The 13,469-nt window shown below is 38.2% G+C and carries 11 protein-coding genes; 4 read left to right on the top strand and 7 right to left on the bottom strand.

The window, feature by feature from the left end; all coding sequences use genetic code 11:
• Positions 1-989: 989 nt before the first annotated feature.
• The 3 genes from RI196_RS09365 to RI196_RS09355 form a co-directional block, all read right to left on the bottom strand.
• Complete coding sequence (locus tag RI196_RS09365) at positions 990-1,112, bottom strand: hypothetical protein (RefSeq protein WP_311066121.1); 123 nt, start codon at positions 1,110-1,112, stop codon at positions 990-992.
• 488 nt (positions 1,113-1,600) lie between these two features.
• Complete coding sequence (locus RI196_RS09360) at positions 1,601-1,759, bottom strand: hypothetical protein (RefSeq protein WP_311066120.1); 159 nt, start codon at positions 1,757-1,759, stop codon at positions 1,601-1,603.
• Positions 1,746-2,906, bottom strand: coding sequence for a DUF4062 domain-containing protein (locus RI196_RS09355; protein WP_311066119.1), 1,161 nt, complete (start codon positions 2,904-2,906; stop codon positions 1,746-1,748). The genes RI196_RS09360 and RI196_RS09355 overlap by 14 nt, the downstream gene beginning before the upstream one ends.
• Before the next feature lie 576 nt (positions 2,907-3,482).
• On the opposite strand from RI196_RS09355, the gene RI196_RS09350 reads away from it, so the two are divergent.
• A complete protein-coding gene (locus tag RI196_RS09350) occupies positions 3,483-3,791 on the top strand; it encodes a DUF3870 domain-containing protein (RefSeq protein ID WP_063388312.1) in 309 nt (102 codons plus the stop codon).
• Between the two features lie 53 nt (positions 3,792-3,844).
• Here RI196_RS09350 and RI196_RS09345 read toward each other — a convergent pair whose 3' ends face one another.
• From RI196_RS09345 to RI196_RS09335, 3 genes are all read right to left on the bottom strand, one after another.
• The gene (locus RI196_RS09345) at positions 3,845-5,062 is read right to left on the bottom strand and encodes an acyl-CoA dehydrogenase family protein (protein ID WP_063388313.1); all 1,218 of its coding nucleotides are present in this window, start codon (positions 5,060-5,062) and stop codon (positions 3,845-3,847) included.
• 20 nt (positions 5,063-5,082) lie between these two features.
• Complete coding sequence (locus RI196_RS09340) at positions 5,083-6,270, bottom strand: CaiB/BaiF CoA transferase family protein (protein WP_311067341.1); 1,188 nt, start codon at positions 6,268-6,270, stop codon at positions 5,083-5,085.
• 276 nt (positions 6,271-6,546) lie between these two features.
• Positions 6,547-8,544: an oxidoreductase gene (locus RI196_RS09335; RefSeq protein WP_311066118.1), complete on the bottom strand. Its 1,998-nt coding sequence runs from the start codon at positions 8,542-8,544 to the stop codon at positions 6,547-6,549.
• A 273-nt stretch (positions 8,545-8,817) separates the two neighbouring features.
• Here RI196_RS09335 and RI196_RS09330 point away from each other — a divergent pair, with 273 nt between their 5' ends.
• The 3 genes from RI196_RS09330 (at position 8,818) to RI196_RS09320 (ending at position 12,087) form a co-directional block, all read left to right on the top strand.
• Positions 8,818-10,257, top strand: coding sequence for a sigma-54 interaction domain-containing protein (locus tag RI196_RS09330; RefSeq protein WP_311066117.1), 1,440 nt, complete (start codon positions 8,818-8,820; stop codon positions 10,255-10,257).
• Positions 10,258-10,336: 79 nt separating this feature from the next.
• Entirely contained in the window at positions 10,337-10,462 is a 126-nt protein-coding gene (locus RI196_RS09325) for a hypothetical protein (protein ID WP_277986822.1), read from the top strand.
• Between the two features lie 14 nt (positions 10,463-10,476).
• On the top strand, positions 10,477-12,087 hold the full coding sequence (locus tag RI196_RS09320; RefSeq protein WP_311066116.1) for a sodium:solute symporter family protein: 1,611 nt from the start codon (positions 10,477-10,479) through the stop codon (positions 12,085-12,087).
• 580 nt (positions 12,088-12,667) lie between these two features.
• Here the strand turns inward: RI196_RS09320 and RI196_RS09315 are convergent.
• The gene (locus RI196_RS09315) at positions 12,668-13,054 is read right to left on the bottom strand and encodes a hypothetical protein (protein ID WP_311066115.1); all 387 of its coding nucleotides are present in this window, start codon (positions 13,052-13,054) and stop codon (positions 12,668-12,670) included.
• Positions 13,055-13,469: the final 415 nt, after the last annotated feature.

Genomic DNA, 13,469 nt, shown 5'->3' with positions numbered 1-13,469 from the left:
TGAATGAACGGACTTCGGGATATAGAACAAACAAAAATGAAGCGTTAATAAAAATAAATAAATCATAATCCAAAATTAATCATGGAATGAATTTAAACACGCAGCAAATCATAACGAATTTTTAAGATCAATTAATTAAATTGCAATGTAAATTTACAATTTAAAAAGAAATTCATTAAATGCAATTAAAATACAATTTGTTTCATTTTTTTATTTCGTCTCATCACAACAAGTAATCTCTTTAGTGAAACAAGATCCATTTATAACTTCCTATAATATATATTATGTAAACTAAAATTCGAAAAATATAAAGCAGCTATTGACTACTTAACTGCCCTTTCGTTAATTTTATAAAATTCTTCGTTAAATGATTTGTCATGTTTTAACAACCATGTATAATACGTTCCTAATGTAATTCAAGCAGTTCCACATGCTCGATGAATGCAATAATTTTTTTTTTCGATATTCATCGATAAAAGCTTTTTACTTTCTGCAACAGCATGTTTTGTCTTTAATTTTGCGTTTTGCAATGTTTCTGTATCCAAATTTTGATCCGGGAACACTTCAAATTTGCGTTTTAAGTACAATCCTTTGTCATGAGATAAATCCAGTCGTAAAATTCCTTAATGGTTTTACGACCGCTCATATATAAACGAATATGATTTTCTTTTTTAGTTAAAGTTTACTTCAAATTCACATGCTTTTAAATGATTCTCCAATGCAGTTACAATAACTTTTCTATAAATCTCTATCACCAATGCAACAAGCATTTCAGAGGAATCTGAACTTGAAAAAAATTAATTTAAGTTATTATTGTTGATGTATTCACAATATTTATTTAATTATCTGGTTAAGAAAGTGAACATCGTTAAAAAGCAGTTAATTTAACAAACCGATCGACTTGATTTTCTTAGATTTCATACATTAATATTCAACCCGCAAATTATAACACCGCGTTTTCCTATTAGAAAATCCGATTAGATGAATTATTATTCTAAATCATCGTAATCATGAGGAGTACTTACAGCTAATTTATAACGATAATTTAAATTTCCTGGTTCTTTTTGATACAGTTCTTCATATAAGCGCAATGCTTCCACGTACTTTTTCATGTATAAGAAAATTCTTACTTTTTACTGATGTTGCAAAGCTTTCATAGTGTGTATCCTTAATGGTTACTCCTTCAAATTCGAGGATTTCTTCAGAGGGGTTCATTTGTGTCGTGAATTTATGAAGTTAGAATCTATTTGATTAATGCAATAGTGTTGCCTTAACCTTTTTTTCTTTTATTCGCAGGATGGTTGAGGTTCTTAACGAAAATTCCTTTCTGCATCTGGTTAGATAATTTATCTAACTTCTCCAACTTTTCGAATACAGATATGTCCCCTCCAATTGCTTTTCCAAACAACTCTTTTATGATATCCGTTTGGGCATTCTTTTCATAAAGTTCTGCTGACCTTCTTTTTGAATACTTTGGTGATAGATGGGCTTCTTCTGCTATCTTGAACATATTGAAATTGTAGAGCGTGCAAATTTGAAACATTCGAAGAAATGGATTTTACTCCTTCTATCAGTAGAGCATTTTTTACATCATGAGCGTTTATTTTGAACGACGAAATGAACTTTTTATTTGGGAAAGTTTATTTTGTAAGTTTGCGTGATCACGTTTCATTTGACTAAGACGATTTGTTACAACTTTTTTTCCATATCCATGTGGTGCGGAGGCGATTAATATTACATTTTCTTTATAATTGTTCATTTGAGAGACCTCCTAACAGCATTTTGATAAAGTAACAATAAGAATATCCTTTTGATTCAAGTATAGCATTAAATATATTCTCTTTGTAAGCCTTCAGTTTATAATAATCCCACTCTCCTAGCATGGGCAGATGAAAGCAAAATACATAAGTCTTTACCTTAAACAAGAAATAGCATATTCTTTTTTCCAGTGAATAGTATAGCTTTTCATTATGATTATGATCATTATATGTTTGCACAACGTAAGAAGAAGCATCATCTAATGAAAAGTTCTCAGGAGTTGTTAATCCATCATATTCTTTGCAAATCATCTGTTCATCTCTTTTTTCGTAAAGAGTTACGGCTTTACAGTCCATTAATGCTCCTATAGCTTCTTGTTGGTACTTTGTATTTGTAGAGTAAATATTGCAGCCGACCATCTTAGATCGTAAAAGTGCCAATAGCCTTCTCCAATTTGTAATTTGTCCATTCCGCAATAAACTTATGAATTCAAGTGATAGTTCATAAAAATCCCCGTATAATTCTACATGTTCTAAGCTCCGTTCTATTTCAGAACGAATATTTAAGTATTGAAGGCTTTCTTTGAAAAGAGCTGAAAGATAGCTTTTTATGTTTGAAAGAATTTCGACACCTAATGAGCATTTTTCAAAATATATACCTTTTTGTTCTGCATCATAAAGAAAGTACCATACATAATTTTCGGCAATATGAGGCTCCTCTTTAATATTTTCGCTTATAAAATTCAACATTGAATCCGGTTCTTTACCGTGTTCCCTTAAATACTGTACTAACGATTGTTTTATTTGAGGTCTGATCGTCCGAAAATAGGTATCAAGAACTATATCGTGAACATACACGATAAGACGTTTATTTTCGTGATATGCACGTAAAAATTCAAGGTGAGTAACAGTTTTCCCTTCATCCTCTAAGAATGTTCCTGCTTTATCCGCGATAAATAGTAGAAAGATATCACTTCTTGATACGTACTCCAAACAAGTTCGGATGGCATCTTGATGAATATATCGCATACTATCTTCAAAGCGAATAGGTTCATGCCCCATATTTTTTAATTCTTCAAATACAGCGTTTCGGATAGAGGAAAGCGTATCTTGTGCAACAGAACTTATAAAAATAGTAGTTCTATCCATATTACAACACCACCTTACTTTTTAAACAACCTCCCGTTAGAATCTATTTGATTAATCGAACATTGTTGTCTTAACCCTTTTTCTTATTCGCAGGGCAGGATGGTTGAGATTCTTAACAAAGATTCCTTTCTGTATTTAGCTTACGACAAAAGCTGCTAAATTCCTCCGCTTCAATGATAAGTTTTTCTTCACAAGAGCGATTAAAAATCACTTCAAATGAGAGAAAGAGCTCCGTAATCTGAACGCTTACCTCTAAATATCGCTTCATTCGAGCATTAAAGATGTAAATTTTAGGGTACCTTGGTACTTTAAACAAACGACTACCTGTTTTAATCCGATAGATATCGAACGCACTTGTTCCAACGGGGAGAAAATACATTCAAATCATATACGAAGGTATATGACCAAGTATGGCGTACCACATAAAATAAGTTTGCTATTAATTCTGCCTTTCACATATTTTCATTTTCATAACTTTTTCGTTAGGGATGTATTGGAAATTTCATCTATCAATAGTCTTATCATTTGATTATTTTCATATTATTCTAAAAATAAAACGATTAGGAGAGATTATGGATGAATACTTATTTTATTGCCGGTCACGCCAAACTTCCGACAGGGATGGCGGCCAGAAGTGTTTATGAAACTTTAACGATTACAGCAGAGGTTGATAAATTATATGGTGTGATTGTGGATGCTTCCTGTACGCTTGCTACCGAACACGGCAGAGAATATATTTCCAGGCTCTTGAAAGGTCATAGTTTGCGCAACGGCATTGAAAAGCCGTTGGAAGAGTTAAAGAATGGTTATTTAGGAAAGGCCAATAATGCCCTAATTGCCGCATTAAAAGATCTGTATAAACAGTATGAAGCTATCAATCAATAAGCAATAAGGGGATCGGATGCAAAATGGAATCCGATCCTGCTATCGATTGGTACCTAACTATCCGTTACTGTCTCTTTATCACATTCAAAGGGCCAGGCTGGCAGCATGTTATTTAATGGCTTATCTTCCCGATACCCAAGCACATATTCTGCCTGCATAATGGTGTGGATTTCTCTTGTTCCTTCGTAAATAACAGGAGCTTTGGAGTTTCTTAGGAAGCGCTCAACAGGATATTCATTGGAATAACCGTAGGCTCCGTGAATTTGAACCGCATCATCTGCGGCCTTATTGGCAAAATTACAGGCCTGCCATTTGGCTAGAGATGTTTCTCTCGTGTTGCGCAATCCTTTGTTTTTGAGCTCTCCAGCACGGTACACCAATAAACGGCTCATTTGCAATCCCGCTTCCATGTTGGCAATCATTTGCTGGACAAGCTGGTGTTTACCAATTTCTTTGCCAAATGTTTTACGCTCGTGACAATATTTTACACTTTCTTCCAAGCATGCCATAATCAGGCCTACTGCCCCTGCAGCAACGGTAAAACGTCCATTATCCAGCGCAGACATCGCAATTTTGAATCCTTCTCCTTCTTGGCCAAGTAAATTTTCTTTTGGTACACGGACCTGATCAAAGAACAATTCTCCTGTATTTCCGGATCGGATTCCGAGCTTCCCTTTAATGGACTTGGATGAAAATCCAGGCATAGTGCGTTCGACGATAAAGGCGGAAATTCCATGATGCTTTTTCGATTTATCTGTATACGCAAACACGATAAAATGATCGGCGACATCGCATAAAGATATCCATGTTTTGGAGCCGTTTAAAATGTAGTGGTCACCGTCTTTAACAGCCGTTGTTCCAAGTGATGCCACGTCAGATCCAGCTCCCGGTTCTGTTAAGCCAAAGGCGCCGATTTTTTCACCTTTTGCTTGTGGAACGAGATATTTTTGCTTTTGTTCTTCGGTCCCCCACTGTAACAACGTCATACTGTTTAATCCGGTATGAACGGATACCGCCGTGCGGAAAGCTGTGTCGCCTCTTTCCAGTTCTTCACAAACGATGGCCAGCGAATTATAATCCATTCCGCTGCCGCCGTATTTTTCAGGGATGCAGACACCCAGCAAGCCTAATTCTTTTAAGCGCTTCCAAATGATCGGATCGAAATATCCCCGTTCATCCCACTCTCGCATATTCGGGATAATTTCCTTATCAACAAAATTTCTGACCATCTTTCTCAACATCCGTTGTTCTTCTGTGAATTCAAAATTCATCTTAAAAACTCCTCCCGCGATTAAATAATGTTATTCTCTTTAAAATAGGTAATCTCCTCAAATGAAAATCCAGCTTCCTGCAGGATTTCCCATGTATGCTCCCCGGCCATCGGTGGATGACGTTCTATCTTTGTATTCGTTCTTGATAGTTTAACAGGCGAACCAACGAGTTTTACCATTCCTGCTTCCGGGTGTTCGACTTGGACAACCATATCACGGGCCAAAACTTGTGGATGTTCAAATACTTGATCTATAGTATGGATGGGACCGCATGGAATATTTTTTTCTGAAAACAGTTTTATCCACTCATTGACCGTTTTGAGCTGGAGCTGGTATTCTAAAATCCTCGTCAGCTCCAGCTTATTTTCCATTCTTGCCACATTCGTACAGAAGCGAGCATCCATTGCCATTTCGCTCAGCCCCATTACTTCACATAGTGTGGCAAACTGCCGGTTATTCCCGACTGCGATAATTATGTCCCCATCTAACGCTTTGAATTTCGAATAAGGGACTATATTCGGATGGTCATTCCCGAGTCTACGCGGTACCTTCCCGGAAATTAGATAATTGCTGGCGACATTGGCAAGCGAGCTGACCGCTGTATCCATCAGTGATAGATCAATTTTTTGCCCCTTGCCCGATCTTCCCCTTTCCAACAAAGCCGCTTCAATGGAAATGACCGAATATAATCCTGTTAAAATATCCACCATGGCAACACCGATTTTCATTGGACCGCTCTCTTCGCTTCCGGTTATACTCATCAGGCCGCTCATCCCTTGAATAATAAAGTCATAACCCGGCAGATAGCGGTACGGGCCCGTTTCCCCGAATCCCGTGATGGAACAATAGACGAGCCGTGAATTTATTTTTTGTAAGGAGTCGTAGTCGAGCTGCCATTTTTCCATCGATCCAGTTTTAAAATTATGAATGAGCACGTCCGCTTCTTTTGCCAGAATTCGAATGATTTCCCTGTCCTCTTCCGATTTCAGATTCACGGTAATGCTTCGCTTATTGCGATTTGCACATAAATAGTAAGCACTGACACCGTTTTGAAACGGCGGTCCCCAGAACCTCGTTTCGTCGCTGCCGCCCGGGGCTTCTACCTTAATGACATCTGCTCCGAGGTCTGCCAAAATCATCGTACAATATGGGCCGGCAAGCACCCTAGTCAAATCTAATACCTTTACACCCTCTAGTGCGCCTCCGATGTTCATCGCCTCCTATTGAAAAAGGTTTCTTAAAAACAAAAAACCAGCCCAAACACACTTTAGTGATATGGACTGGCTTTACGAACCATTTGAACCAGCCGGCTAAGGCTGGAAATGGAATCTTATCAGTCAACTGTTAAATTAAAAAGAGATATCTTCATTACCTTCACCTGTAAAAGGTAGATAGGATGAAGTTTACACTTATTTTAAAAGAATTTTCTGAATATTTCAAGAGGATTTTACCAAAAATATATAAACATTTCGCTCCTGTTTTGCTTATCGTTCATTACCTGTTATTTTTTGCTTAACCCCTAGATGCAATGATGTCATGAAACCTTCGTATGTTGCCTCTTCTAATGTTCTTGGTGCCAAACAGTCTCCAATTTGCCATACCTGTGGTACCAAATGCTTGATTTGTTCGTATAATTCACTATTTGGTACACGACCAAGTGAAAGAACGATCGTGTCCCAATTTTCTATCATTTCTTTTTCATAAGAAAATAGATTTCTGATGACAACCTGATCATCATTAATTTCTCCTAAGTCATAATGCGGTTTCATTTTAACATTCAACTGATACAATTTTTTTAAATATTCATTCCTTAAATATTGATGAACTTCTTCGCCAATATGGAGCCTAGCAGAAATCAACAAAACGATATGGCCTTTTCCGGCTAAATCAATTGACGCTTCAATCGCCGGCCAATCCCCCGCAAAATCAAATACCAAAACTCTTTTTCCGATGTCTTTCCCCCGCTTATTAAACAGTTCATCAACCGTCATCACTCTAGAATTGTTTATTCCGGGAATGTTTGGGATAAACGGTCTCGAACCGTTAGCACAGATGATGGCATCAGGTGAAATTGGTATAATATCGGCGGGCTGAACATCAAAACCTAGCTCAAGCTTTACATGACTATTGGACAATTTTCGTGTGTAATTATCGAGCATGGATTCAGCGAGCTCCTGTCTCATGGTCGCCTGTCTTAATGTATGCAATAATCCTCCCACTTTATCTGTTTTATCAGCTAAAATGACATCATGCCCTAGTTCATCTAATGTGACGGCCGCTTGCATCCCTGCTGGTCCCGCTCCGATTACAAGTACTTTCTTTTTCTCTCTTGCAGTTTTCTTTAATGCTGTAACCTGCACTTCCTTCCCTGCAGATGGATTTTGCACACAACCAATTGTTAATCCTTTGTGATAATGACCGATGCAGGCCTGAAGGCAGCCAATACAGGCATCAATCAGCTGTAAATTCCCAGAATACGCCTTATTAGGCATTTCGGGATCGACAATCAATGCACGGGTCATGCCCACTACATCCGCTTTTCCGGTTGCCACGATCTGTTCGGCCTCCGCTGGGTCAACAATCCGGGAGCCCACAAATACAGGCACAGCCCCGGCCATACGGATTTTAAAGGATTGGGGAGTAAGGTATCCATGTTTTATTGGTGAAGGCGGGACGATATGTGTCGAGCCGGCAAAGGTGCTGGAATCCCCAGCAGTGACATCGATAAAATCTACCCTTACCCGCTCTACTAAATATTCAACTATTTTCACGGCGTCTTTAATAGTGGTGCCATCCATGGTCATTTCATCCGAACTCATACGAATTCCGACCGTAAAGTCTTCTCCCGCTTTCTGCCATATCTGTTCGATTACTTCTACAATAAATCGCATTCGATTTTCAAACGTGCCCCCGTATTCATCGGTACGGAAATTCGTTTGTTCCGACCAAAATTGAGCGGGAAGATAACCATGCGAGCAGCAGATTTCTACCCCGTCAAGACCTCCTTCTTTCGCTAATTTTGCGGAAACGGCAAATCCTTCAATCACCTCTTTGATTTCCTCAATGCTCATCATCGCCTTTGGCATCGTGCTGAAACGCAGGCTGGGAACAGCGGACGGAGCCCAAGCGGCATTCCGGTAATCGCTCGAAACAACCTCCCTGCCTCCGTGAAATAATTGCGAGAACACTTTTGTTCCGTATTGATGCACCTCATTTGCCAGTTCCAAATAGGCAGGGACTACATTTTCATCATACCCGGCAATGGTATTTGTCGTCAGCTTCCCAGATGGATGAACAGCTGCAGCCTCGAGGATGATTAAGCCTGCACCGCCCTTTGCCCGTTCAACATGATAAGCCGTCATATCCGGGGTTGGAATCCCATCAATGACATGATTTGTTTGATGGGCTGTACTTAAAATCCTATTTTTTAATTTCGTACGACCAATGATGGTTTGACTGAATAAATGTTTAAATTGTGTCATGATCACTCTCTCCCAAGAAATATTTTTATAAATTTTACCAGCAAGAATCATGCCAACTATATTTCATATAAATTTCAATTTTTTGAAATTATTTAGAAAAAACAATTATATAATTTCTCGTAAGATTGAACCTTTTTTACATCACCCGTTGCAAAAAGGGTTCAAATCTCTAATATTACTTGCAAACAGTTTAAAATTCTGCTTCCAGGCTATTCAAACGGATTTTATTGATGCAAAATGTGTTCAATTTTTACAAAAAGGAGTGAAAATATGATGGGTGTTGACAAATACAAGCAACAGATTCATGATCTATTACATGTGAACGCCTCTCTTCAAGAACAATTAGATATTTCCCTAAAACAAATTAAAGAGCTTACCCAAATCCTGAATTCCAGTTATGATGAAATTTTTGTTACCGACGCAAATGGCAATGTGTTATTTGTAAGTGAATCATGCAAATATTTTACAGGTCTTCCTCCTGAGGCTTTTATCAATAAAAACATCCGTGAATTGGTACAAAAAGGTATTATTAAGGAATCGGTCACATTAAAAACGATGAAAACGCAAACGGTTCAATCCATTGAGCAGTATTACCCAAACGGAAAAACCGTTCTGGCTACGGCCAAACCTGTTTTTGATGAAGAAGGAAAATTATACCGGATTGTCTGTAATACACGAGATATTTCCGAACTGGTTGAAATGAAAAGAAAACTTTCAGAAATCCATTCCCTTCAACAAGAAAATAAAATCATCCTTACAGCAGGCAAGCAAAAATTCATTACACAATCCCCAAATATGATCTCCACGCTGCAAACGGCTCAAAAGGTTGCGCCCATGGATTCCTCGATTTTTATTCATGGTGAATCCGGTGTAGGCAAAGGTGTATTAGCGAGAATTATTCACGAACACAGTCCGAGGAAGAATAAACCTTTTGTTCAAGTGAATTGCGGAGCCATTCCGGTAACTTTATTAGAGGCGGAATTATTTGGATATGAGGCAGGAGCATTTACGGGCGCAAATAAACATGGAAAGCTCGGACTGGTTGAATTGGCGGACGGTGGGACATTGTTTTTAGATGAAATTGGTGAAATGCCGCTGGAGCTGCAGGTCAAAATTTTGCATTTAGTTCAAGAAAAATCCTTCAAAAAAGTCGGAGGTACGTCCGAAAAACAAGTCGATATCCGAATTATTTCGGCTACGAATAAGAACCTTCTGCAGATGATCGAAGAGAAAACATTTCGCCAGGATTTATATTATCGTCTGCATGTTGTGCCGTTAAGAATTCCGCCTTTAAGAGAACGCAAACAGGATATTTTAGTTTTGACAGATTATTTTCTTGAAAAATTTAATAGGAAGTATTCGCAACGCATCAATATTGATGAAAATGCTAAATTATTCATCCAACTGCAGGAATGGCGCGGAAATGTCAGAGAGCTCGAAAATTTCATTGAACATCTTGTGGTTACTGCTCACAAGCCCCTGCTAAGCATTGAAGATTTACCAATTGCCATGGACAATCGGATTCAAAACGACTTTTCATTTAAGGAAATACCATTGAAAAAAGCCGTTGAAGAAACAGAGAAGCATGTCCTTTTATACGCATTATCGAAATATAAAACGACTAGAAAAATGGCAAAAGCCCTTGGGGTGAATCAAACGACCATTATGAGAAAGCTTCGTAAGTATAAACTGAAGTTATATGGGACTAGTTAACATTAAAATTAACAGAATTTTAGAAATGGCACACAATTTGCATGGTATTTAATTGAACAAATGCAAAGGAGTGAATGAAATGGGGGAGTTTCTCTTTACTTTAGGCTATGGAGGCTCACTGATTATTCTTGGACTTATTACACATGCATTTATCCGTAACATGGATCACAGCACGGTTCCAAAACGTTCGGAAAATACGGATTAAAAGGCGGGGATATCATGATTTATACAATCGGTATTGCGGCATCCTTTATTCTGTACGTCCTTATCGGTTTGGTTCTTTCAAGGAAAGTAAAAAGCTCTGAGGAATACTATGTTTCAGGCAGAAAAGGTTCCACGCTTATGGTAACAGGAACACTTGTCGCTTCATTTTTAAGCACAGTGTCCTTTATGGGTGAAGCAGGATTTTCTTATGAAGGTTACCCTATTCTTTTATTAATTCTCGTTATTTTTAATGCAACAGGTTATGTGGTTGGTGTCTTCTTTTTCGGGCGATACTTAAGAAGAAGTAAGGCTTTAACTGTTCCTGAATATTTTGGTAATCGCTTTCAATCAAACAAAGTAAGGATGGCCGCTGCCATTACGACGATCCTAGGAATTTCTGCTTATTTAGTGGCGGTTACACAAGGCGGAGCAGTGCTGCTGTCGGAAATTTCGGGCGTCTCCTACTTCGTTGCCTTATTAATTATGTGGCTTGTATATGCATCCTTCACGGTTCTGTCCGGAGCAAAGGGTGTAATGGTGAATGATACAATCATGTTTTTCTTGTTTTCCATCGCGACATATATTTCATTCCCCTTTATTATAGGCAAGTCAGGAGGAGTTCCGGATGCTATTATTAAAGCAGCGACCAATCCGGAACGGCCAGATTTATTAAGCTGGCACGGAATCACCGGTCCTAATGCTTATATGGGCGAACCGTGGGAGGCTTTGATTTGGGCTGTTATTTTAGGATTAGTTTGGTCTGCCGTTATTGCAATCAGCCCGTGGCAAAGCAGCCGCTACTTAATGGCTAAAAATGAACATGTTGCTATTCGTTCCGGTGTCTGGGCGACGATTTCCATTATTACGATTTATCTATTCCTTCATATTAGTATTTCAACGACTACAACCGTTAATCCGGATATTAAACCTGCGGAAAAAGTATTTATTTGGTCAGCCATGAACATGGTCCCTACATGGTTGGGAGTTATTATCATAAGCGGGATTATGGCTGCAGCCCTTTCCTCGTGTGCAAGTTTCCTGCAGCTAATCGGCTCAAGTGTTACGAGAGATATTATGGAGCAATCCAGAAACAAAACGTATTCGGACAAACAATTGCTAAGAGCAAGCCGCATTTCGATGATTGTCGTTAGTTTTGTCATTCTTTTGATTGGTCTTTGGCAGCCGCCTTCTATCATGTGGATTGGTTATTTTGCAGCAACACTATTCGCCGCTTCTTGGGGTCCAGTTGCTTTTGCCAGTGTTTATTCAAAAAAGGTAACAAAAACCGGAGCTTTATGGAGTATTATTATGGGCTTTTTAGGTGTTGTATTTGGAGAAAGCTTGAAAAAGGTTGGAGTCGCACTTCCAGTTTATTTTAATCCCGTGATTATCGGTATTATCCTAAGCTCACTCGCCTTATATATAGGCTCTAAATTCGGAGAAATCACTGCCGAAGAAAGGGACTTTCAAGAAAACATTTTACAACGTCCGATTGAAGAAAACGAAAAAGAGGAAATGGCTATCACTCGCAGATATCCAATGTACTTGGCCGTTAGTGGTATTCTCATTATCGTGATAACTTTCATATTCTATTATTGGCCGCTGATACTGGCCATGAAGGGTTGATAATCGTTTAAACAATAAGCTAACATCAACGTAAAGCTGGGCTAGCTTTTTATTATCTTCAATTGTTGTGAGAGGAAAAATGTAAAAGTCATCTTCTAGAAAGCGTTCCGCCCGCTCCCTACCGCTTTAACGCGTTTAAACAGATGTGGACTGACCCATTTTTAACACACCTTTTAATCGACTTGGTGCGGAAAAACGATGGACCAATCAAAAGCAATGAAGTGTTGACGCTTAGACCATCTAGCTGTGACAGAATTATTTTCGTTTTGTTATTGAATCAAGAATAATTCTGTCACTTTTTATATACACAAGGGCTGCCCCCTCAACGTCTTTCACTCCATCATTGCGGCATACATTTGCTACCTTGTTACAATAAGAAAATGTTAATCTATGTACCGTATAAGAACTACTCGGTCATGAAAGTTTAACTATGGCTTAAGTGAAACTCGCTAAGGGGCTCATCCCTCTCTTTTTTGCATATAAATAAACGAATAGAAAGGCCTAAATCCAAAGGGGAGAAACAATTATCTCGACAACAAGATACATAAGAGGATCTTTCCATTATCGATCGTGTTTTCATTTACCTATTCCTCATTTTTCCCAACATCCATGTAATTGCATCAGACTCATTAGTAAACATTTCTCCAGAACAACCAAGCATCTTTGATATTATCATTCCAGCTAAGGGTTTATATAATTTCAGCAATCTATCAGAATTTGTAGCCATTGCTACACCGACGCAATATTGCTTTAGGAGAGGTTTATTTTTCTTCAACCAACCATTAAACCATTTGGTTGCTTCAGGATTTTTCTGATGATCTCCGTTTCTTATAATAATGATTCCGAATGTCTGTTGCTGCTTTAATTTTTCTTCAAGAATCTTAACCAATTCTCGCATATGGTCCACTGTAACAGAAGTACCTACTTCGTATTTAATTAATTTATCAGACATCTGTTCGATTTTCATTGATTCTCAACCTTTCTTTTTAGTTTTCCATTTCGATCTTAATGTCCAAAAAGCAGCCGTGAGAAACGATAAAACCCAGATGCATGAGACACCTTCAACTATATGTATCATTCCTATACACCGCTTGCACGTCTCTTCCTTGTTTTCACTGCTATGAGAGAATGAACAATCCTGCAAGCAAAATGCACAAGATATATCAAAATAAATTACTTACGGTATGCCTAACCTACGTATAACTGAATCTATCCTATGGAGACTGTTACAAGTGATCGATAATAATTATCATTCACAAGTCAATTTTTGTACTACCTGTTGAGGAAGTTTTTTTCCCTGTAAAAGGAGAAAATAAGAAAAACCCTTCAAGCACTTTCATGTGTTTGAAGGGTTAGGCTTATCGTTTATGGTCATCCTGCAC

This window comes from Aeribacillus composti (genome assembly GCF_031760945.1).
GTDB lineage: Bacteria > Bacillota > Bacilli > Bacillales > Aeribacillaceae > Aeribacillus > Aeribacillus composti.
Note: the sequence above shows the minus strand (reverse complement) of the source record. Positions and strands in the feature narration are given on the sequence as shown.